This window comes from Mycobacterium sp. E3247 (assembly GCF_001667785.1).
Lineage (GTDB): Bacteria > Actinomycetota > Actinomycetes > Mycobacteriales > Mycobacteriaceae > Mycobacterium.
In genome coordinates this window covers 1-20489 of record NZ_LZJG01000322.1, presented here as the reverse complement: position 1 = coordinate 20489, position 20489 = coordinate 1, and the positions used below count along the sequence as shown (strand labels likewise).

General features: G+C 68.1%; 23 protein-coding genes. 15 read left to right on the top strand and 8 right to left on the bottom strand.

Translation table 11 applies throughout. The features are described 5' to 3' along the window. Window positions 1-21 precede the first annotated feature (21 nt). Both A9X04_RS17730 and A9X04_RS17725 read left to right on the top strand, forming a co-directional pair. Entirely contained in the window at window positions 22-1257 is a 1236-nt protein-coding gene (locus A9X04_RS17730; RefSeq protein WP_067923128.1) for a sulfotransferase, read from the top strand. Between the two features lie 29 nt (window positions 1258-1286). Continuing rightward, complete coding sequence (locus A9X04_RS17725) at window positions 1287-2177, top strand: alpha/beta fold hydrolase (protein WP_067923125.1); 891 nt, start codon at window positions 1287-1289, stop codon at window positions 2175-2177. A gap of 12 nt (window positions 2178-2189) precedes the next feature. On the opposite strand, the gene A9X04_RS17720 is transcribed toward A9X04_RS17725, so the two are convergent. From A9X04_RS17720 to A9X04_RS17710, 3 genes are read right to left on the bottom strand one after another with little or no spacing between them, the layout of a single operon-like run. After that, window positions 2190-3233 (bottom strand): zinc-binding dehydrogenase, encoded by a 1044-nt coding sequence (locus A9X04_RS17720; protein WP_067923122.1) that lies wholly within the window; start codon window positions 3231-3233, stop codon window positions 2190-2192. Window positions 3234-3236: 3 nt separating this feature from the next. Continuing rightward, window positions 3237-3449, bottom strand: a complete 213-nt coding sequence (locus tag A9X04_RS17715) for a molybdopterin-binding protein (RefSeq protein ID WP_067923119.1) — start codon at window positions 3447-3449, stop codon at window positions 3237-3239. Window positions 3450-3488: 39 nt separating this feature from the next. Beyond that, the gene (locus A9X04_RS17710; RefSeq protein WP_067923116.1) at window positions 3489-4094 is read right to left on the bottom strand and encodes a TetR/AcrR family transcriptional regulator; all 606 of its coding nucleotides are present in this window, start codon (window positions 4092-4094) and stop codon (window positions 3489-3491) included. Between the two features lie 131 nt (window positions 4095-4225). On the opposite strand from A9X04_RS17710, the gene A9X04_RS17705 reads away from it, so the two are divergent. Continuing rightward, complete coding sequence (locus A9X04_RS17705; RefSeq protein ID WP_067923113.1) at window positions 4226-5551, top strand: cytochrome P450; 1326 nt, start codon at window positions 4226-4228, stop codon at window positions 5549-5551. A 12-nt stretch (window positions 5552-5563) separates the two neighbouring features. On the opposite strand, the gene msrA is transcribed toward A9X04_RS17705, so the two are convergent. After that, complete coding sequence (gene msrA, locus A9X04_RS17700; protein ID WP_067923110.1) at window positions 5564-6076, bottom strand: peptide-methionine (S)-S-oxide reductase MsrA; 513 nt, start codon at window positions 6074-6076, stop codon at window positions 5564-5566. A gap of 73 nt (window positions 6077-6149) precedes the next feature. Here msrA and A9X04_RS17695 point away from each other — a divergent pair, with 73 nt between their 5' ends. From A9X04_RS17695 to A9X04_RS17680, 4 genes are read left to right on the top strand one after another with little or no spacing between them, the layout of a single operon-like run. Then, entirely contained in the window at window positions 6150-6656 is a 507-nt protein-coding gene (locus A9X04_RS17695) for a nuclear transport factor 2 family protein (RefSeq protein ID WP_067923108.1), read from the top strand. After that, on the top strand, window positions 6653-7678 hold the full coding sequence (locus tag A9X04_RS17690; RefSeq protein WP_067923105.1) for an NAD-dependent epimerase/dehydratase family protein: 1026 nt from the start codon (window positions 6653-6655) through the stop codon (window positions 7676-7678). Before A9X04_RS17695 ends, A9X04_RS17690 begins: the two co-directional genes overlap by 4 nt. 51 nt (window positions 7679-7729) lie before the next feature. Next, window positions 7730-8512, top strand: coding sequence for a class I SAM-dependent methyltransferase (locus A9X04_RS17685; RefSeq protein WP_156764403.1), 783 nt, complete (start codon window positions 7730-7732; stop codon window positions 8510-8512). Window positions 8513-8570: 58 nt separating this feature from the next. Next, window positions 8571-8951 (top strand): DUF427 domain-containing protein, encoded by a 381-nt coding sequence (locus tag A9X04_RS17680; protein WP_067923102.1) that lies wholly within the window; start codon window positions 8571-8573, stop codon window positions 8949-8951. Here A9X04_RS17680 and A9X04_RS17675 read toward each other — a convergent pair. Beyond that, complete coding sequence (locus A9X04_RS17675; protein ID WP_067923099.1) at window positions 8948-9343, bottom strand: nuclear transport factor 2 family protein; 396 nt, start codon at window positions 9341-9343, stop codon at window positions 8948-8950. The genes A9X04_RS17680 and A9X04_RS17675 overlap by 4 nt on opposite strands. A gap of 54 nt (window positions 9344-9397) precedes the next feature. On the opposite strand from A9X04_RS17675, the gene A9X04_RS17670 reads away from it, so the two are divergent. Together A9X04_RS17670 and dps are read left to right on the top strand one after the other, a co-directional pair. Beyond that, complete coding sequence (locus A9X04_RS17670; protein ID WP_067923096.1) at window positions 9398-10309, top strand: DNA-3-methyladenine glycosylase; 912 nt, start codon at window positions 9398-9400, stop codon at window positions 10307-10309. 94 nt (window positions 10310-10403) lie between these two features. Further along, window positions 10404-10952, top strand: a complete 549-nt coding sequence (gene dps / locus A9X04_RS17665; RefSeq protein WP_067923093.1) for a DNA starvation/stationary phase protection protein Dps — start codon at window positions 10404-10406, stop codon at window positions 10950-10952. On the opposite strand, the gene A9X04_RS17660 is transcribed toward dps, so the two are convergent. Next, window positions 10949-12391 carry a chloride channel protein gene (locus A9X04_RS17660; RefSeq protein ID WP_067923089.1) on the bottom strand — a complete coding sequence of 481 codons (1443 nt, stop codon included), beginning with the start codon at window positions 12389-12391 and terminating at the stop codon, window positions 10949-10951. The two genes, dps and A9X04_RS17660, sit on opposite strands and share 4 nt — an antisense overlap. Window positions 12392-12527: 136 nt before the next feature. On the opposite strand from A9X04_RS17660, the gene A9X04_RS17655 reads away from it, so the two are divergent. The 6 genes from A9X04_RS17655 (at window position 12528) to A9X04_RS17630 (ending at window position 18673) form a co-directional block, all read left to right on the top strand. Next, window positions 12528-13511: a pirin family protein gene (locus A9X04_RS17655; RefSeq protein ID WP_067923086.1), complete on the top strand. Its 984-nt coding sequence runs from the start codon at window positions 12528-12530 to the stop codon at window positions 13509-13511. A 2-nt stretch (window positions 13512-13513) separates the two neighbouring features. Beyond that, window positions 13514-14149, top strand: coding sequence for a TetR/AcrR family transcriptional regulator (locus A9X04_RS17650; RefSeq protein WP_082972949.1), 636 nt, complete (start codon window positions 13514-13516; stop codon window positions 14147-14149). Window positions 14150-14214: 65 nt separating this feature from the next. Next, window positions 14215-15156 carry a class I SAM-dependent methyltransferase gene (locus tag A9X04_RS17645; RefSeq protein WP_067923083.1) on the top strand — a complete coding sequence of 314 codons (942 nt, stop codon included), beginning with the start codon at window positions 14215-14217 and terminating at the stop codon, window positions 15154-15156. Window positions 15157-15205: 49 nt separating this feature from the next. Then, a complete protein-coding gene (locus A9X04_RS17640) occupies window positions 15206-16138 on the top strand; it encodes a class I SAM-dependent methyltransferase (protein WP_197509210.1) in 933 nt (310 codons plus the stop codon). Between the two features lie 192 nt (window positions 16139-16330). After that, entirely contained in the window at window positions 16331-17761 is a 1431-nt protein-coding gene (locus A9X04_RS17635; RefSeq protein ID WP_067923078.1) for an aldehyde dehydrogenase family protein, read from the top strand. 51 nt (window positions 17762-17812) lie between these two features. Further along, window positions 17813-18673 carry an SDR family oxidoreductase gene (locus A9X04_RS17630; RefSeq protein ID WP_067923075.1) on the top strand — a complete coding sequence of 287 codons (861 nt, stop codon included), beginning with the start codon at window positions 17813-17815 and terminating at the stop codon, window positions 18671-18673. 8 nt (window positions 18674-18681) lie between these two features. On the opposite strand, the gene A9X04_RS17625 is transcribed toward A9X04_RS17630, so the two are convergent. Both A9X04_RS17625 and A9X04_RS17620 read right to left on the bottom strand, forming a co-directional pair. Then, entirely contained in the window at window positions 18682-19509 is an 828-nt protein-coding gene (locus A9X04_RS17625; RefSeq protein WP_067923072.1) for a tyrosine-protein phosphatase, read from the bottom strand. Then, window positions 19502-20489: acyl-CoA dehydrogenase family protein (locus A9X04_RS17620; RefSeq protein WP_067923069.1), on the bottom strand; the 988-nt coding region annotated here is incomplete at its 5' end. The genes A9X04_RS17620 and A9X04_RS17625, both read right to left, overlap by 8 nt.

Genomic DNA, 20489 nt, shown 5'->3' with positions numbered 1-20489 from the left:
CCGAGAGTAACATAAGTCGCCGTGACCGACGCCGTTCTCCTTGACGACCTCGCCCGGCCCCGCTTCAGCCCCGAGGCGCAACAAATCCTCGACATGATGGCCTCGCTCGCGCCGGACTGCCCGCTGGATGCCGACGCGCTACGCGCGCGGGCCGCCGCCGACACCGGCCTGGACGACTTCGGCCCGTCGGACTATCGGGAGCGACTCGAGGCCTACCTCGCCGCGCTGCGCGACATCGACGGGATGCACGGGGCCGGGGTCGTGAACTTCTACGGGCAGCTGCTGCAACTGCTCAAGAACCGGCTGCTGCTCACCGACCTGCTGCGGCGGCATCCCGAGATCGACGACATCGAGCTGCAGCCGCCGGTGGTGATCGCGGGGCTGCCCCGCACCGGCACCACCCACCTGCACAACATGCTGGCCGCCCCGCCCACGTTCCGCAGCATGCCGTATTGGGAAAGCGTCGAACCGTTCCCGCTGCCGGCCGAGGCCGGGATCGAGCCGGACCCGCGGCGCGCGCGGATGGACGTCGCGATCGGCGTGATCAACACCGTGATGCCCCACTTCCCGCTGATGCACGAGATGACCACCGAGCACGTCCACGAAGAGATCCAGCTGCTCGCCAACGACTTTTCGACCATGCTCTTCGAGACGCTGGCCCACGTGCCGCGCTGGCGTGACTACTACCGGGCCCACGACCAGACGCCGCACTACGAATACCTCGCCCGGCAACTCAAAGCCATGCAGTTCCTGCGGGGCGGGCGGCGCTGGCTGCTCAAGTCGCCCCAGCATCTCGAGCAGGTGCCGGTGCTGAGGCGCGTCTTCCCCGGCGGCATCGTCGTGTTCACGCACCGCGATCCGGTGCCGGTGGCGCTGTCGATGATCGCGATGATCACCTACTCCGCGCGCATGCACCGAACGCCCGTGCCGGTGGCCGAGATCGCGGCCTCGTGGATCGACCGCCTGGACGACATGCTCTCCGCGCTCGTCCGCGACCGCGACACCATCGGCCCGGACCGCTCGATCGACATCCGTTTCGACGACTTCATGGCCGACGAGCTCGGTGTGGCCGAACGGGTGTACGCCCTGGCCGGCGAGCCGTTCACCGACGAGGCCCGAACCGCGATCGACGCCTACCTGGCCGGCCATCGCCGCGGCCGGCTGGGCAACGTCGCGACGTCCTGCGAGATGTTCGGGTTGGACGAGGCCGACCTGCGTGACCGGTTCGCGCCCTATGTCGAGCGGTTTCTGGCCTAACCCGCGGCAGCCCGCTAGCTTCTTTTGGCATGGTGACCATGCCCGCGCTGGACGGTGTCGAACACAGGTATGTGGATCTGGGAAGCGGGGTGACGATCCACGTCGCGGACGCGGGTCCGGCCGACGGGCCGGCGGTGATGCTGGTGCACGGCTTCCCCCAGAACTGGTGGGAATGGCACAACCTGATCGGCCCGCTCGCCGCCGACGGCTACCGCGTGCTGTGCCCCGACCTGCGCGGCGCCGGGTGGAGTTCGGCGCCGCGCTCGAGCTACACCAAGGCCGAGATGGCCGACGATCTGGCGGCCGTCCTGGATCGCTTGAACGTGAAGACGGTCAAGCTCGTCGCGCACGACTGGGGCGGGCCGGTGGCCTTCATCATGATGCTGCGCCACCCGGAAAGGGTGACCGGCTTCTTCGGGGTGAACACCGTCGCGCCCTGGGTGAAGCGGGGGCTGTCGACGGTCCGCAACGTCTGGCGGTTCTGGTACCAGATCCCGATTTCGTTGCCGGTCGTCGGCCCGCGGGTGATCAGCACTCCCAACTCACGCTTCGTCCGCCTGCTGGGATCCTGGGTCGGCGGCGGCTTCACGCTGCCCGACGACGACGTCGCCATGTACCTCGAGTGCATGCGCCAGCCCGGCCATGCCGAAGCCGGTTCGCGGTGGTACCGCAGCTTCCAGACCGGCGAGATGCTGCGCTGGATGCGCGGCGAGTACGACGACGCTCGCGTCGAGGTACCCGTTCGCTGGCTGACCGGCACCGAAGACCCGGTCATCACGCCCGACCTGACCGACGGATATGCCGACCACATCAGCGATTTCAAGGTGGAGCTGGTCGACGGCGTCGGCCACTGGATCGTCGACCAGCGCCCGGAGCTGGTGCTGGACCGGGTCAGGGCTTTCCTGCGCGGCGAAGGTTGAGCGTCCGCGCGCTCAGGGCCGCACCAGGATCCGGATGGGGTCGCCCTCCTGCCGCTCGAGCATCTCGATGCCGTGCGCCACGTCTTCCAGGGCGACGATCCGGCTGATCGACCGTGAAAGGTCAAGGCGCCCGGCCGAAACCAGCTTCGCCAGGGTTTCGATGTCGACGTTCTGATAGCCCAGGTGGCCCAGCACCTGCTTGCGGGTCAGACCGAACAGCGCGGTCGGTCCCACGGTCGGCGCCTCGGCGCTCATCCCGACGCCCACCAGCCGGCCGCCCGGGGTGAGGCAATCGAGGGCCTGCTCGAACGTCGCCTTCAGGCCGACGGCGTCGAAGGCCACGTCCAGCAGGCGGCCGCCGGTGACGTCCGCGATCTTGTCCCGCAGCCCGTCTTCGCGGGAGTCGAACGCGTAGTCCGCGCCGACGGCCAGTGCCCGCTCCAACACGGCGGGGTTGATGTCGACGGCGACGATCGGCACGGCGCCCACCAACCGCGCGAGCTGGACGATGTGCGTGCCGAGACCGCCGACGCCCCAGACGCCGACCGACTCGCCGACCGCCACCTTGCCCGTGCGGACGACGGCGCCGAACGGCGTGGACACCGCGTCGGCCAGGATCGCGGCCTGCTCCAGCGGCACGTTGTCGGGCACCCGGGTCAGGCCCGCCGCCTGCGCCACCGTGTATTCGGCCCACGCCCCGTCGTAGGCGAAGGCCATCAACTGGATACGCAGGCAATTGACCACGTCGCCGCGCCGGCAGTTCGCGCAGCGTTGGCAGGGCCGGCCGGCGGCGACCACCACGCGGTCACCCTCGGCCCAGCCGGCCACCTCCGGGCCCAGTTTGGCGATGGTGCCCGAGGCTTCGTGTCCCTGGGTCACCACGGGTTGCTGCGCCGGGAAGGTGCCGTTGATCAGGCTCAGGTCGGAGTGGCAGATGCCGCAGAAGGCGACCTTGACCAAGACCTCACCGGGGCCGGGCTCGGGTATTGGAACATCTTCGAGCGCAACCCTTTTGGTGTCGGCGTAGAAGCGCTCGGCGCGCATCGTCGTTGCCATGGGCTAGTCGACGCCGATGGTGACTTCCGTGGACTTGATGAACACGGTCGCCGGTTGGCCGACCTTGAGTCCGAGATCGATCGCGGCGTCCTTGGTCACCGACGACGTGACGACCTGATCGCCGCCGTCGAGCTTGACCTTCACGATCGCCATCACGGTGCCGAGGTCAACCTCGGTGATCGTCCCTTTGAGCTGGTTTCGGGTGGACAGCCGCATCGTGAGTCCTCCGTCTGGTTGAGGGGTCTGCGAGTGACTTTAGTGTCGCGGGCCGAGCAGGGCTATGGAGGCGTCTACGGCCGGCTCGACGATTCCCCGCACCGGGTTTCCGTCTTCGACGGCGAGGGCGGTCAATTCACGCAGACCGCCCAGCAGGATGACCGCCAGCGGGGCGGTCAGCGGGGGCAGCTCGGCCCGCTGGAAGCCGGGGCTGGCACTGAGGTCGATCAGCAGGCTGGACAGCAGTCGCAGTCCGCGCCGCTGCACCGGGCGGGCGGCGGCGCCGAGCGACGGGAGCTCCCGGATCCAGCTCAGCGTGAGGGCCGGCCGCGACTCGATGTGCCCGACGTAGGCCTCAACGGCCTGACGAATCTGCTGATGCCAGTCGGCCTCGGGATCGACCGCCGCCGCGATGCACTCGCCCAGCTTTTCGACGTCGGAACCCAGCAGCTCCAGGAAGCACTCCTCCTTGCTCGCGAACTGGTCGTAGAAGGTGCGCTTGGACGTCCGCGCGTGACGGACGACGTCGGCGACGGTGCTGGCCCGGTAACCGCGCTCGGCGATCGAGGTGGCCAGGCCGTCGAGCAGCCGGACCCGGAACGGGTCGCCGAGAACCGCGACCGTTGCCGTCGTCGGTGATGTCACGGCCGGCGCCCCTTTCGATAGGTGCGGCACCCTTGTCAGGCTGTGGTACCACAGAGTACCGTATCCCCGAAAGGTCTGGTACACCGCGGTACCACCCCCGGTGCCCGGGGTGAACAGGGGAGCAGCCCACCATGAGTGAAGTCGTCACCGCCCCGCCGGCCACTGCCGCCGTCAGGTTGCCCCCGGCCACCCGGTTGCCGAAGTTGTTGCAGGGCCTGGGTTTTGCGGTGTCGCGGCGGGCGATGATTCAGCGGCTGGCGCGCCGGTACGGCGACGTCTTCACGCTGAAGCTGCCGATCTACGGCCCGGTCGTGGTGGTCGCCGACCCGCAATTGGCCAAGCAGATCTTCACCACCAGCCCGGACGAACTCGGCAACATCCAGCCCAACCTGAGCCGGTTGTTCGGCTCCGGCTCCGTGTTCGCGCTCGACGGGGAGGACCATCGCCGCCGGCGGCGGCTGCTGGCGCCGCCATTCCACGGCAAGAGCATGAAGAAGTACGAGGCGATCATCGAGGAAGAGACGCTGCGGGAGACCGCGGGCTGGCCGGAGGGCGAGGCGTTCGCGACGCTGCCGTCGATGATGCGTATCACCCTGAATGCCATCCTGCGCGCCGTGTTCGGGGCCGAGGGCGCCGAACTCGACGAGCTGCGCCGGCTCATCCCGCCGTGGGTCACGCTGGGTTCGCGAATGGCCACCATGCCCAAGCCGAAACGCAGTTACGGCCGCTACACCCCGTGGGGACGGCTCGACGAATGGCGGCGCCAGTACGACCTCGTCATCGACAGGCTGATCGAAGCCGAGCGGGCCGACCCGAACTTCGAGGAACGCACCGACGTGCTCGCCCTGATGCTGCGCAGCACCTACGACGACGGTTCGGTGATGTCGCGCAAGGACATCGGCGACGAACTGCTCACGCTGCTGGCCGCCGGTCACGAGACCACGGCCTCCACGCTGGCCTGGGCGTTCGAGCGGCTGACGCGCCACCCCGACGTGCTGGCGGCGCTGGTCGAGGAGGCCGACGGCGACGGTCAGGAGTTGCGTCAGGCGACCATCCTGGAAGTGCAGCGGTCCCGCACGGTCATCGATTTCGCCGCCCGGCGCGTCTACCCGCCGCGCTATCAGCTCGGGGAGTGGGTCATTCCGCGCGGCGAATCACTGTTGGTGAGCATCGCGCAAATCCACGAAAACCCCGACGTGTTCCCGAAACCGGAACGCTTCGATCCGCAGCGGTATATCGGGACCAAGCCGTCCGCGTTCGCGTGGATTCCGTTCGGCGGTGGCACCCGTCGCTGTGTGGGCGCCGCGTTCGCGAACATGGAGATGGACGTCGTGCTGCGAACGGTATTGCGGCACTTCACCATCGAGACCACGACGGCGCCGGGGGAGCGGTGGCACGGCCGGGGGGTCGCCTACACGCCCAAGGACGGCGGCCGGGTCGTGGCGCACCGGCGCTGAGCGGCGCTCCGCCTACTGGTCCGCGGTGGCCCGGCGCGGCAGTTTCCAGCCCGGGCGGATGTAGTGGCAGGTGTACCCGCTGGGGTAGCGCTGCAGGTAATCCTGATGCTCGGGCTCGGCCTCCCAGAAGTCGCCGGCCGGGCTGACCTCGGTCACGACCTTGCCGGGCCACAGCCCGGAGGCTTCGACGTCGGCGATGGTGTCCAACGCGATGCGCTTCTGCTCCTCGTCCAGGTAAAAGATGGCCGACCGGTAGCTGGGGCCGCGGTCGTTGCCCTGCCGGTCCTTCGTTGTCGGATCGTGGATCTGGAAGAAGAACTCCAGCATCGTGCGGTAGTCGGTGACGGCCGGGTCGAAGACGATCTCGATCGCCTCGGCGTGCGTGCCGTGATTGCGGTAGGTGGCATTCGGGACGTCGCCGCCGGTGTAACCGACCCGGGTGGAGACCACGCCTGGCTGCTTGCGGATGAGTTCTTGCATGCCCCAGAAACACCCGCCGGCAAGTATCGCTTTTTGGGTTGCCATTGCTCGTCCTCCTTAACCGGCCGCAATGCCGCCCAGGCTACACTCCGCCGATGAGCAGCAACGGTGCCGCGAAGTGACCACCCGTTCGTTCTCCCGCAGCGAACTGGCCGCCGCCTTCGAGAAATTCGAGGAAACGGTCGCCCGGGCCGCCGAGACCCGCGACTGGGACGCCTGGGTCGAGCAGTACACGCCCGACGTCGAGTACGTCGAGCATGCGGCCGGCACGATGCGCGGCCGCGACGAGGTGCGCGAGTGGATCAAACAAACGATGACCACCTTCCCCGGCAGCCACATGATCGCGTTCCCCACGCTGTGGTCGGTGATCGACGAGCCCACCGGGCGGGTCATCCTCGAACTCGACAACCCCATGCGCGATCCGGGAGACGGCAGCGTCATCAGCGCAACCAACATCACGATCATCACCTATGCCGGCGACGGCCAGTGGAGCCGTGAAGAGGACATCTACAACCCGCTGCGCTTCCTGCGCGCCGGGATGAAGTGGTGCCGCAAGGCCCAGGCGCTGGGCACGCTCGACGACGACGCCGCCCGGTGGATGCAGCAAAACGGAGGATCTCAGTGAGCACCAGACCCAAACTCGTTATCGGCGCCAACGGATTCCTGGGTTCGCACGTAACCCGGCAACTCGTGGCCGACGGTCACCAAGTGCGGGCCATGGTGCGTCCGAACGCCAACACCCGCTCCATCGACGACCTCGAGCTGACCCGGTTCCATGGCGACGTTTTCGACGACGCCACCCTGCGCGAGGCGATGGACGGCGTCGACGACGTCTATTACTGCGTCGTCGACACCCGCGCGTGGTTGCGCGATCCGGCTCCGCTGTTTCACACCAACGTCGACGGCCTGCGCAACGTCCTCGATGTCGCTGTCGACCAACCCGACTTGCGCCGGTTCATCTTCACCAGCACCTACGCGACCGTGGGCCGGCGCCATGGGCACGTGGCGACCGAAGACGACGTGATCAGCCCGCGGGGGTTGACGCCGTATGTCCAGTCCAGGGTGCAGGCGGAGAACCTGGTGATGCGGTACGTGGCCGACGCCGGGCTGCCCGCCATCGCGATGTGCGTGTCAACGACCTACGGCAGCGGTGACTGGGGCGGCACGCCGCACGGTGCCTTCATCGCCGGCGCCGTCTTCGGGAAGCTGCCCTTCGGAATGAACGGCATTCGGCTGGAAGTCGTCGGCGTCGACGACGCCGCGCGGGCCATGATCCTGGCCGCCGAGCGCGGCCGGATCGGTGAGCGATACCTGGTCTCCGAGCGGATGATCGCGCTGAACGACGTGGTGCGGATCGCGGCCGACGAGGCCGGGGTGCCGCCGCCGCAACGCTCGATCTCGGTGCCGATGCTCTACGCCCTGGCGGCGGCGGGCACCCTCAAAGCGCGGCTCACCGGAAAGGACTCCGAACTCAGCCTGGCCTCGGTGCGCATGATGCGCGCCGAATCCGACGTCGACAGCAGCAAGGCGAAGCGCGAATTGGGTTGGCAGCCATGCCCGGTCGAGGAGTCGATCCGGGAGGCCGCCCGGTTCTGGGCGGCGATGCGGACCCCGCGGAAGAACGCTCCGGCCGCGCAGTCCGAATAGGCCCGGCCGGTGGACCGCATACGCGTCGATCTCCACGGGCCGCCACAGACGATGCTGGCGACGCTCTACGCCAAGGCGCTCGACGCTGACCTGCCGAACCCGATCCTGGGTGACCGTTATGCCAAGGAGGTCGTCGAGCGGATCGAGTACGACTGGGCGCAGACCACCATCACCGCGCGCAGATCAGCGTCGGTGACGACCCGCACCGCGCACTTCGATATCTGGGCTCGCCAATTCCTCGACGCGCATCCGAACGCCGTTGTCCTGCATGTGGGCTGCGGACTGGATGGCCGATACTTCAGGCTCCAGCCGGGCCCGCTGGTGGAGTGGTACGACATCGACTACCCCGACGTCGCCGAACTGCGCACCCGGCTCTACCCCGCTGCCCCGCACTGCCACGTCGTCGCCGCGTCGGTTACCGATCCGGCCTGGCTCGCGGAGATACCCAACGACCGGCCTGCGCTGATGATCGCCGAAGGGCTGACCATGTATCTATCCGAACAGAACGGCACAGCGCTGCTGCAACGGATCGTTGATCACTTCGAACACGGCGAGCTGCAATTCGACGCCTTCAACCGGACGGGTATCAAAACGCAGTGGATCAACGCGGTGGTGCGCAGATCGGGATCCAAGTTGAGCTGGGGCATCGACGGCCCGGACGAGGTACTCGCGGCGGTGCCCGGAACTCGACTGCTTTCCTGGGTGCGGTGGTTTGAATCGGCCACCTTCGAGCGGCTGCCGCGGGCCTACCACCTGATGGGCAGGGCCATGTCCCTGGTTCCGGCCATGGCCAACATGGCGCAATATCACCGCTACGCATTCGGACCGCCCTGATCGGGAAGCGTCGGGCCCCGGCCCGTGTTGGACCGGTTATCGGCGTCTAGGAGGAACCATGAGCCATCCCGAAATCAAAGAGCCGAATGCCGGCCACCCGATCACCATCGAGCCGACCCGGGGTCGGGTGCAGGTCCGCGTCAACGGCGAGCTGGTCGCCGACACGACGGCCGCCCTCGAATTGCGCGAGGCGACTTTGCCCGCGGTGCAATACATTCCGATGAGCGACGTGGTGCAGGACCGGCTGACTCGCACGGACACCAGCACCTACTGCCCGTTCAAGGGGGAGGCCAGCTACTACAGCGTGACCAGTTCCGCCGGAGATACCGTCGAGGACGTGATCTGGACCTATGAGCAGCCCTACCCGGCGGTCGCGGCGATCAAGGGGCACGTCGCCTTCTACCCCAACAAGGCCGAAATCAGCGTCTCGGCGTCCTAGCAGATCCACCCGGGCAGAGCGGCCTCGTGAGCCCGGGTGTCGCTGTACAAACGCATCGAGACGATCAACCCGTCGCGGGTGTCGAAGATGCAGACGAACGGGCTGTCGTATTCGACGCCGCCGGTGGTGGTCCCGTTGGCCTGGGCCTCGACCACCACGGTTTCGCCCTCGTTGACGCAGCGCACCAGGTCGATGGTCAGCTCGAGTTCGGACTTGCGCCGCTCGACCGTTCGGCGGAAGGTCTCCTTGTCGCAGGAGTTGCGCGTGACCAGTGACCAGTAGGTGAAGTCGTCACTGAGCAGCGCGAAGCCTTCGTCGAGGTCGCCCCCCTCGCTCGTGCTTTGGAGGAACATCCAGGCCAGTTCGCCCTGCGGGTCATCGAACGGCGTCATCACACCGCAATATTGACTTGGCACCTCGTTAACGGTCAATTGGAGAGTCGGTCGGTGGAAGTCGCGCGCACGGTCACGTTCCCCGGGGCGGTCAGCTTCGGACACACGTTGGCGCCGCTGCGCCGCGGTTTCGGGGATCCGTGTTTCCAGGCGTCCGGTGACGGCGCGATCTGGCGGACCAGCTTGTTGCCGACCGGTCCCGTCACCGCCCGGATCAGCCGCGCTGCCGTCAACGCCGCCCATTGCCTGGCGTGGGGTGGCGGGGCTCCGGAGTTCGTCGAACGGCTACCCGCGCTGCTGGGCATGCACGACGACGCTTCGGATTTCGCGCCCCTGAATCCGGTGGTCGCCGACGCCCAGCGTCGGATTCCGCACTTGCGCCTGGGGCGCACGGGGCTCGTGCTGGAGGCCCTGATCCCGGCGATCATCGAGCAGCGGGTGCCCGGTGCCGACGCGTTCCGGTCGTGGCGCCTGCTGGTGTCCAAGTACGGCTCGCCGGCCCCGGGCCCGGCGCCGGCGCGGATGCGGGTGCCGCCATCGGCCGAAGTGTGGCGACGCATCCCGTCGTGGGAATTCCACCGCGCCAACGTCGATCCGAGGCGTGCGCAGACGCTGGTGGCGTGCGCGCGGCGGGCCGATTCGCTGGAACGGTTGATGGACCGTCCGGCCGCGCGGGCCCGAGAGGCGATGATGTCGTTGCCCGGGGTGGGGGAATGGACGGCCGCCGAAACGGCCCAGCGGGCGTTCGGCGACGCCGACGCGCTGTCGGTGGGCGACTATCACGTCCCCAAGATGATCGGCTGGACGCTCCTGGGCCGCCCCGTCGACGACGCGGGCATGCTCGAACTGCTCGAGCCGATGCGCCCACACCGCCACCGCGTGGTCCGGTTGCTCGAGGCCAGCGGGTTGGCATACGAGCCCCGGCATGGCCCCCGGCTGCCGGTGCAGCACATCAGCGAACTCTAAACGTGGTCATGGCCTCGCCGAGGCGGCGTTTTCAGCACCGGCCATCGGGTAACCCACAGCGAAGACGTGACCGTGTGCGAAACGGAGGAAATCGATGACACAGTTCACCATCCCGGGGCTCACTGACAAACAGGGAGCGCGGCTGACCGAACTGCTGCAGAAGCAACTGAGCACCTACAACGATCTTCACCTGACGCTCAAGCACGTTCACTGGAATGTGGTGGGACCCAACTTCATTGGTGTGCACGAGATGATCGACCCGCAGGTCGAGGCGGTCCGTGGCTTCGCCGATGACGTCGCGGAACGCATCGCGGCCCTGGGCGGCTCACCGCAGGGCACGCCCGGCGCGATCATCAAAGACCGCACCTGGGACGACTATTCGGTGGGCCGCGACACGGTCCAGGCCCACCTGGCCGCGCTGGACCTCGTCTACACCGGTGTCATCGAGGACATCCGCAAGTACATCGAGGAGACCGAGGAGCTCGACCCGGTCACCCAGGACCTGTTGATCGATCAGGCCGGAAACCTGGAGAAGTTTCAGTGGTTCGTCCGCGCGCACCTGGAGAGCGCGGGCGGGAAGCTGACCCACGAGGGTTCGACCACCGAGAAGGACGCCGCCAGCAGCGCGCGCGGCGCTTCCTAATCGCCGTCTTCGGTCCGACATTCGCGCTCGGCCGCGGCGGTATCGCGGTTCAGGCGCTGTGATTCGTAGATCGTGACGTTGGTGCGCGACATCAGCAGCGCGGCGATGCCGACGGAGAGGATCGCCCCGGGCACGACCGAGAACGAACCGGTCATCTCGGCGACCATGATCATGATCGCGAGCGGCGCCCGCGCCACGCTTCCGAAGCACGTCATCATGCCGACCACGACGAAGATCCCGGGATCGTGCGGAACACCGGGCAGGCCGGACAGCTCGCCCAGGCGCCAGACCGCGGCCCCGACGAAGGCGCCGATCACGATTCCCGGCCCGAAGAGTCCACCGGAGCCGCCGGTGCCGATCGACAGTGACGTGGCGACGATCTTGGCGACCGGCAGCACGACGACTATCCACAGCGGGATGGCCAATAGTGACCCCCGGTCGGCCGCCAGCTGCGCCCACCCGTAGCCGCTACTGAGGATCTGGGGAATCACCAGCCCCAGCAATCCGACGAGAAGCCCGCCGCTCGCCGGTTTCAGCACCGGGCCGCCTGGCAGTCGGCGGGTGAGGCGCACCGCGGCGTGGAATGTGCGCGCGTAGAGGTAACCGACCGCGAAAGCCGCCAGGCCGATGACGACGAACCACAGCAGGGGCCATGCCCTCTCGAATCGGTACTCGGCATCGATGTAGCCGAAGAGCGGATCGAAGCCGAGGAACGCGCCCAGCACCGCGTAGGCCGTGCCGGAGGTGATGAATCCCGGTAGCAGACAGCGATAGTCGAAATCGTCGCGGTAGGTGATCGACGCGGCCAGCACCGCCCCTCCGAGTGGCGCGGCGAAGATCGCCCCGATGCCGGCGCCGATACCCAGCGCCACCGCGATGCGGCCGTCCTCATCGGACAGGTGGAGCCGCCGAGCGAGTAAAGAACAGAAGCCCGCGGAGATCTGCGCCGTCGGACCCTCGCGCCCGGCCGAACCGCCCGATCCGATCGTCAGCGCGCTGGCCACCATCTTCACCAGCACCGCGCGGAAGCGGATGGCGCGCGGATCACCGTGCACGGCCTCGATGGCCTGGTCGGTCCCATGGCCGGTGGCCTCCGGGGCGAGCTTCGCGACGATGAAGGCGGAAATCAACGCCCCACCCGTCGTCACCAACGGGATGGCCCAGGCGCGGCGGAAAGTGGAGTCCCCGCGGCCGCCGCCCTCGCCCACGGGCGTCGGGATGTGGTAGCCCCCGAGATAGCCGAGTAGGAACTCGCCGGTGTACCTCAGCGCCAAATAGAAGACGACGGCTCCCAGGCCGGCGACGACGCCGATCGTGACCCCCAGCAGCAACCACTTCTGCAGGTAGCCGGACCTCCTGATCGAGGCCCCGAATCGTCCGCCGGCGCCGGGGGTCGACGCCGCCGCGGGCTGGGTTTCGTCATCCGTCTGTTCGGTCACGGCGCGTTGCCGTCTCCCGGTCGTGGCACGCGTCCCCCGGACATCAAGCCATCCTATGCAGCCGCGCCGCACCACACCGCCGGAATAATCGGACCGCGGTCCGGTTATACGGGTAGTTCTCACTACGGAGGTTCACATGCCCGCCATCACCGCAAACACCCTCACGTTGCCGCGCGTCGGAGCAGCCGCGCCCGCCGACATCGAGCGGCCGGTCCGATCGATCACCACCGGGCCGCGAGGCTACGAGGGCGAGGGCTTTCCGGTCGTCCGGGCCTTCGCCGGGGTCAGCGCCGCCGCCCTGGATCCCTTTGTGCACATGGACCAGATGGGCGAGGTGGAGTACCAGCCGGGCGAGCCGAGGGGAACGGACTGGCACCCGCACCGCGGGTTCGAGACCGTCACCTACATGATCGACGGCAAGTTCGCCCACCAGGATTCGCACGGCGGTGGCGGCCTGATCACCGACGGCGCGACGCAGTGGATGACCGCCGGTTCGGGCATCCTGCACATCGAGACGCCGCCCGCCGAACTCGTCGACAGCGGCGGGCTCTTCCACGGGATTCAGTTGTGGGTGAACCTGCCCAAGCGGGACAAATTCGCGGCGCCCCGGTATCAGGCCATCGAGGGGGGCGACGCGGCGTTGATCACCTCCGACGACGGCGGGACGCTGGTCCGCATCATCGCGGGCGAGATCGACGGTCACCGCGGGCCCGGCGTCACCCACACGCCGATCACGCTCGCGCACGCCACGATCGAACCCGGCGCCCGCATCAACCTTCCGTGGCGACGCGATTTCAACGCGTTGATCTATGTGCTGTCGGGCAGCGGATACCTCGGCCCGGTCGCTCACCCGATTCACGCGGGGCAATTGGCGGTGCTCGGGCCCGGAGATCGGATCACCGTGGGCGCCGACCGGGCACAGCAATCGGCGCGCATCACGGCCATGGATGTCCTGCTGCTGGGGGGCCAACCCATTCGCGAGCCGGTATTTCACTACGGGCCTTTCGTGATGAACTCCCGCGCGGAATTGGTCGAAGCATTGGAGGACTACCAGGCCGGCAAATTCGGCAGTATTCCGCCAAATGCGCTGATGCCGCACCATGGCGGTGGCACACTTTAACGGTGTCTTCACGGGTCAGCCGTCGGCCGGGACGGCCCCCTGCCGCAAAGGCGGACGAGACGCGACAGCGGATCATGCGGGCCGCTCGCCTGGTGTTCAGCGAACGCGGCTACGACGGCGCGACTTTCCAGGCCATCGCGGCCCGCGCCGACCTGACGCGTCCGGCGATCAACCATTACTTCTCCAGCAAGCGGGTCTTGTACCGAGAGGTGCTGGAGCAAACCAACGAAGCCATCATCGGGACCGGGATCAGAGAGGCCGAGCGGGAAGCCACGCTGCCGGCGCAGCTCGCCGCGTTCATTTCTGTTGCGGTGCGCGCCAATTCCGACACTCCCGCCGGGTCGGCGCTGATTATCACCGGAGTACTCGAGTCGCAGCGCCATCCGGAATGGAACACGACGGAAAACGATTCTGTCCGGATCGTCCGGGAGTTTTTAGTCCGGGCCGTCGATGCTGCAATCGGGCGGGGTGAGGTCCCGGCCGACTTCGACGCGTCGGCGTTGGTCGAGGCACTGGTCGTCCTGATGTGCGGGGTGGGTTTGTACGCCGGCTTCGTCCAGACCCCCGAGGCCCTGCTGGCCATCACCGGGATGATGCGCCGACTGCTCGAAGGCGCCTTCCGCGTGCCCGACGCGTAGCCCGCAGTGAAGTTGCCCACAAAGCGTATAGGCTAACTAACTTATCCGGGTAGCATGGGCGGGTCATGACTGACCTGGACGCGTCGATACCGCCTTCTTTGAGATCAGCCGGGGACACCTGGACCATCACCGAACTCGTCGGTGCCACCGCGCTCGGCGTCGCCGCGTCGCGCGCCGCGGAGACGGCGGGAAACGATCCGCTGATCCGCGATCAGTTCGCCGGCCTATTGGTCTCGTCGGCCGGTCCGGCATGGGCCCGGCTTGCCGACCCCACGTTGGCCTGGCTCGACGGCGACGAGCAGGGACGCCGGGCGCACCGCATCGGTATCGACTACCAGGCCGTGCGGACGCACTTCTTCGACGAATACTTCGACGAGGCCGTCAAGGCCGGGATCCGGCAGGTGGTCATCCTGGCGGCCGGGCTGGATTCCCGGGCCTACCGCCTGAACTGGCCGGACGGCACCGCGGTGTACGAGATCGACCAGCCCAAGGTGCTCGAATACAAGACCGGAATCCTGCTGCAGCACGGCGCCGTTCCCACGGCGAGTCGCCGCCCGGTTCCCGTCGACCTGCGCGACGACTGGCCGGCGGCGTTGGCCGCGGCCGGATTCGACCGCACCCAGCCGACCGCCTGGCTTGCCGAGGGCCTGCTGCCGTACCTGCCGAGCGACGCGCAAGATCGCCTCTTCGAGATGTTCACCGCTCTCAGCGCCCCGGGGAGCCGGGTCGCCATCGAGGCGTTCGGCTTGAACTCCCGGAGCAATTCGCAGCGCTGGCTGCGGATGCGGGAACGGCTCGGGCTGGACGTCAACGTGCAGGCGCTGACCTACCACGAGCCGGACCGTTCGGACGCCGGCCAGTGGCTGAGCGACCACGGCTGGCAGGTGGAGACCGTCGACAACCGCGACGAGATGGCCCGGCTGGGCCGCCCGGTACCCGAAGACCTGGCCGAGGAGGCCGTGCGCAGCACGCTGCTGCGGGCGCGTCTCGGTGGGCCGGCCTCGTAAGACTTTCACCCTTTCGCCCCACGACCCGAGGAGCAACGCGATGAGCTCACTGCGCACCCACGACGACACCTGGGACATCAAGACCAGTGTCGGCAGCACGGCGGTCATGGTGGCCGCGGCCCGGGCCGTCGAAACCGAACGGCCCGACGCCCTCATCCGCGATCCCTACGCCAAGCTTCTGGTGACCAACGCCGGCGCGGGGGTGTTGTGGGAGCACATGCTCGACCCCGAGGTCGCGGCCAAGATCGAAGCTCTCGACGCCGACTCCGCGGCGCAGCTCGAGCACATGCGCGGCTACCAGGCCGTGCGCACCCACTTCTTCGACACCTACTTCAAAGACGCCGTCGCCGCCGGAATCCGGCAGGTGGTGATCCTGGCGTCGGGCCTGGATTCGCGCGCGTACCGGCTCGACTGGCCTGCGGGCACCGTGGTGTACGAGATCGACCAGCCCCAGGTGCTCGAGTACAAGTCCGCGACGCTCGCGGAAAACGGCGTGACCCCGTCGACCGACCGGCGCGCGGTGGCCATCGACCTGCGGCAGGACTGGCCGGCCGCGCTGCGCGCGGCGGGCTTCGACCCGACGGCGCCGACCGCGTGGCTGGCCGAGGGCTTGCTGATGTACCTGCCGGCCGAGGCGCAGGACCGGCTGTTCACCCAGATCGGCGAGCTCAGCCCGGCGGGGAGCCGCGTCTCGGCCGAGACCGCGCCCGCGCACGCCGACGAGCGCCGCCAGCAGATGCGTGAGCGGTTCCACAAGGTCGCCGACGAGCTCGGCATCGAAGAGACGGTCGACGTCGGGGAACTGATGTACCGCGACGAGCATCGGGCGGACGTCACGCAGTGGCTGAACAACCACGGCTGGCGGGCGCACGCGCAGCGCTCGACGGACGAGATGCGCCGGCTGGGCCGCTGGATCGCGAACGTCACGCTGGCCGACGACGACGACGCCTTCTCCGACTTCGTCGTGGCCGAGCGGCTGTAAGTCTCCGCCCGCGGACAACTCCCGCTGCCTGACGATCTTCCGAGCCGCCGGCGGCTGCGCGACGGTCGTGGGGGTCGGCCGGATCCTTTCTACTGCTCTCCCAACCGGATGGTTAGGATCGCGGTTATCACCCACGAGCGTCGCGGGCCGCGAGCGCGGACGCCTCCGGGATGACCGAAGCAGGGAAGGACAATGATGACCACCGAATCGGTTACACCCACGACATCCGCCACCAATGGGGCGCCGGGTCCGCAGCCGGCGAACGTGCCCGCGACGGTGGAGCGGCTGCGCAAGACCTTTGCCACCGGCCGCACCCGCGACATCGAGTGGCGCAAGCGGCAGTTGCTGCAGCTGGCCAAGCTGATGGAAGAGAACGAGGCGGCCATCGCGGACGCCCTCGCACAGGATCTGGACCGCAGCCCGTTCGAGGCGTTCATCGCCGACGTCGCGACCACGGCCGGCGAGGCGAAGTATGCGGCCAAGCGGGTGCGCAGGTGGACGCGCCGCAAGTACCAGCTGCTCGAGATGCCGCAGCTGCCCGGCCGCGGTTGGATCGAATACGAGCCGTACGGCACGGTGCTGATCATCGGCGCGTGGAATTACCCGTTCTACCTGACGCTGGGTCCGGCGGTCGGTGCGATCGCCGCGGGCAATGCCGTCATCCTCAAGCCCTCGGAGATCGCCGCGGCGTCCGCGCACCTGATGGCCGAGCTGGTGCCCAAATACCTCGACAACGACGCGATCGCCGTCGTCGAGGGTGACGGTTCGGTCAGCCAGGAGCTCATCGCGCAGGGCCTGGACCGCGTGCTGTTCACCGGCGGCACCGAGATCGGTCGCAAGGTCTACGAAGGCGCCGCACCCCACCTGACGCCGTGCACGCTGGAGCTCGGCGGCAAGAGCCCGGTGATCGTGGCGGCCGACGCCGACGTGGACGTCGCGGCCAAGCGGATCGCCTGGATGAAGCTGCTGAACGCCGGCCAGACCTGCGTCGCCCCTGATTATGTGTTGGCGGACGCCAAGGTTCGCGACGAGCTGGTGAGCAAGATCGGCGCGGCCATCACCAAGTTCACCTCCGACAAGCCCAACGGCATGCGGATCGTCAACCAGCGTCAGTTCGACCGGATCAGCGGCTACCTGGCCGGCGGCGACGGCAAGGTCATCGTCGGTGGCAAGTGCGACCCGTCGAGCCTGCGGATCCAGCCCGCCGTCGTGGTCGACCCCGACCCGGACGGCCCGTTGATGCAGAACGAGATCTTCGGGCCGGTGCTGCCGGTGATCACGGTCCAATCCCTGGACGACGCAATACGTTTCGTCAACTCGCGACCCAAGCCGCTGTCGGCCTACCTGTTCACCAAGACGCGGGAGACCCGCGAGCGGGTGATCAAGGAGGTGCCGGCCGGCGGCATGCTGGTCAACCACCTGGCCTTCCAGGTGTCGACGGCCAAGCTGCCGTTCGGCGGTGTCGGCGCGTCGGGGATGGGTGCCTATCACGGGCGCTACGGTTTCGAGGAGTTCAGCCACCGCAAGTCGGTGTTGACCAAGCCGACCCGGCCCGACCTGTCGAGCTTCATCTACCCGCCCTACACGGCGCGGGCCTTCAAGATGGCCCGCAGGATGTTCTGAGACCTCGAAATCGCTTGCTAGGACGTCGTTTTCACCTTAGAGAGGAACCTGATGCCAGGAGTGCAGGACCGCGTCATCGTCGTCACCGGAGCCGGTGGGGGACTGGGGCGTGAATACGCCCTGACCCTCGCCCGTGAGGGCGCCAGTGTCGTCGTGAACGACCTCGGCGGCGCCCGCGACGGCACCGGCGCCGGCCACAACATGGCCGACCACGTCGTCAACGAGATCAAGGAAGCGGGTGGCCGGGCCGTCGCCAACTACGACAGCGTCGCCGAACCCGAGGGCGCGGCCAACATCATCAAGACGGCGCTCGACGAGTTCGGCGCGGTGCACGGCGTGGTGAGCAACGCGGGCATCCTGCGCGACGGCACGTTTCACAAGATGACCTACGAGAACTGGGACGCCGTGCTCAAGGTGCACCTGTACGGCGGCTACAACGTGCTGCGCGCCGCCTGGCCGCATTTCCGCGAGCAGAGCTACGGCCGGGTCGTCGTCGCCACCTCCACCAGTGGCCTGTTCGGCAACTTCGGGCAGACCAACTACGGGGCGGCCAAGCTCGGCCTGGTCGGCATGATCAACACGCTGGCGCAGGAGGGGGCGAAGTACAACATCCACGCCAACGCCGTCGCGCCGATCGCCGCCACCCGGATGACCGAGGACATCCTGCCCAAGGAGGTGCTCGAGAAGCTGACGCCCGAGTACGTCGCGCCGGTGGTGGCCTACCTGTGCACCGAGGAAAACGCCAACAACGCATCGGTTTTCGTCGTCGGCGGGGGCAAGGTGCAGCGGGTGGCGCTCTTCCAGAACGAGGGCGCCAACTTCGACAAGCCGCCGACGGTCGAGGATGTCGCCTCGCACTGGGCCGAGATCGACGACCTCTCCGCGGCCAAGCAGGCCAACTTCAAGCTGTAGCCGCGGGATCAGGCGAGCAGTTCGTTGCGCAGGCGGTCGACATCCGCCTGCGCAATACCTGCGTCGCGCAGGTATTCGTCCAGCGAGCCGTGCGCCTCATCGATGGCTTGGCGCGCGGCCTCCAGGTACTCCGGCCGGACGCCGAGGACACCGTCAGCTAGCCGCGCCTTGGTGAACGTGACGACCTCCGGGGTCAGATCGACGTCGGAACGCTGTTGGATCATCTCGTAGATGTGGTCTCGCAGTTGCGGTACCGCGGCGTTGCTGCGCAGGTAGTCGGCGACGATGGTGTCGCGGTCGATGCCGACCGTTTCCAGCACCGTGGCGATCACGAAGCCGGTGCGGTCCTTGCCCGCAAAGCAGTGGGTGAGCACCGAATGCCCGGCCGCCAATAACGAAAAGACATGCCGCACAGCGCGTTGCGCTCCGTTGCGAAACGGGAATTGCCGATATTCGTCGATCATGTGGCGGACGGCGGCCTCGTTGACGGCCTCGTCGGATTGGTCGGGATCGCCCTGGAACAGCCGCCGAAACGCGGTTTCGTGCGGCGCGTCGTCGTCGCTCGGCTGGTCCTCGTCACCGAGGTCTGGGAACGGCAGTAGGTGGACGTCGACGCCGTCGGGAACCAGTCCCGGGCCGCGGCGGGCGACCTCCCGGGCGGCGCGCAGATCGGCCACGTCGGTGATACCCAACTCGCGCAGCGTCGCGCGGCCGGCGTCGTCGAGACGGCTCAACTCGCCGGAGCGGAACACCCGCCCGGGGCGAAGCCCGGGCGTCTCGTCGGCGACATCGCGAAAGTTCCATGCGCCGGACAGTTCCCGCAGTGTTTCAGTCATGTGTGACCGCCGCGGCGAGCGGAGACTTCTCCGCGCCGAGTTCGGCGCGCGCGATGGTCCGCATGTGCACCTCGTCGGGGCCGTCGAACAGGCGCATGGCCCGATGCCAGCCGTACGACCGGGCCAGCACCGTGTCCTCGCTGACCCCGGCGGCACCGTGCACCTGGATGGCACGGTCGATCACATTGCAGGCCACCTGCGGCGCCACCGCCTTGATCTGCGACACCAACGTGTGCGCGGCCTTGTTGCCGTGCTGGTCGATTGTCCACGCCGCCTTATGGCATAACAGCCGCGCCTGGTCGATCTCGTTGCGCGACTTGGCGATCGCCTCTCGCACCACGCCCTGTTCGGCCAGCGGGCGGCCGAACGCCACCCGATTCTGCACCCGGTCCACCATGAGGGCCAGCGCGCGCTCGGCCCCGCCGAGCGCGCGCATGCAGTGGTGGATGCGGCCCGGCCCGAGCCGGGCCTGGGCGATCGCGAAACCGCCGCCCTCCTCGCCGAGCAGGTTGGTGACCGGCACCCGGACGTTGTCGTAGATGATCTCGCAGTGGCCGGGCTGGTCCTGGTAGCCGAAGACCGTGGTGGAGCGGACGACCGTCACGCCGGGGGTGTCGATCGGCACCAGCACCATCGACTGCTGCTGGTGGCTCGCCGCGTCCGGGTTGGTGCGGCCCATGACGATCAGGATCTTGCAGCGCGGGTCCGACGCGCCGGAGGTCCACCACTTGCGGCCGTTGATGACGTAGTCGCCGCCGTCGCGCACGATGGAGGTCTCGATGTTGCGCGCGTCGCTGCTGGCGACCGCCGGTTCGGTCATGGAGAAGGCGCTGCGGATCTCGCCGCCCAGCAATGGCTCCAGCCACTGCTTGCGCTGCTCCTCGGTGGCGAACAGGTGCAGCGTCTCCATGTTCCCGGTGTCGGGCGCCGCGCAGTTGAGCGCCTCGGGCGCGATCTCCAGGCTCCATCCGCTGATCTCG

What these genes read in the sequence shown, in the direction of transcription:
- A9X04_RS17725 (WP_067923125.1), top strand. Translation starts at nt 1,287, where the DNA reads ATGGTGACCATGCCCGCGCTGGACGGTGTCGAACACAGGTATGTGGAT.
- A9X04_RS17720 (WP_067923122.1), bottom strand. Translation starts at nt 3,233, where the DNA reads ATGGCAACGACGATGCGCGCCGAGCGCTTCTACGCCGACACCAAAAGG.
- A9X04_RS17715 (WP_067923119.1), bottom strand. Translation starts at nt 3,449, where the DNA reads ATGCGGCTGTCCACCCGAAACCAGCTCAAAGGGACGATCACCGAGGTT.
- A9X04_RS17705 (WP_067923113.1), top strand. Translation starts at nt 4,226, where the DNA reads ATGAGTGAAGTCGTCACCGCCCCGCCGGCCACTGCCGCCGTCAGGTTG.
- msrA (WP_067923110.1), bottom strand. Translation starts at nt 6,076, where the DNA reads ATGGCAACCCAAAAAGCGATACTTGCCGGCGGGTGTTTCTGGGGCATG.
- A9X04_RS17685 (WP_156764403.1), top strand. Translation starts at nt 7,730, where the DNA reads ATGCTGGCGACGCTCTACGCCAAGGCGCTCGACGCTGACCTGCCGAAC.
- A9X04_RS17680 (WP_067923102.1), top strand. Translation starts at nt 8,571, where the DNA reads ATGAGCCATCCCGAAATCAAAGAGCCGAATGCCGGCCACCCGATCACC.
- A9X04_RS17675 (WP_067923099.1), bottom strand. Translation starts at nt 9,343, where the DNA reads ATGACGCCGTTCGATGACCCGCAGGGCGAACTGGCCTGGATGTTCCTC.
- dps (WP_067923093.1), top strand. Translation starts at nt 10,404, where the DNA reads ATGACACAGTTCACCATCCCGGGGCTCACTGACAAACAGGGAGCGCGG.
- A9X04_RS17655 (WP_067923086.1), top strand. Translation starts at nt 12,528, where the DNA reads ATGCCCGCCATCACCGCAAACACCCTCACGTTGCCGCGCGTCGGAGCA.
- A9X04_RS17645 (WP_067923083.1), top strand. Translation starts at nt 14,215, where the DNA reads ATGACTGACCTGGACGCGTCGATACCGCCTTCTTTGAGATCAGCCGGG.
- A9X04_RS17635 (WP_067923078.1), top strand. Translation starts at nt 16,331, where the DNA reads ATGATGACCACCGAATCGGTTACACCCACGACATCCGCCACCAATGGG.
- A9X04_RS17630 (WP_067923075.1), top strand. Translation starts at nt 17,813, where the DNA reads ATGCCAGGAGTGCAGGACCGCGTCATCGTCGTCACCGGAGCCGGTGGG.
- A9X04_RS17625 (WP_067923072.1), bottom strand. Translation starts at nt 19,509, where the DNA reads ATGACTGAAACACTGCGGGAACTGTCCGGCGCATGGAACTTTCGCGAT.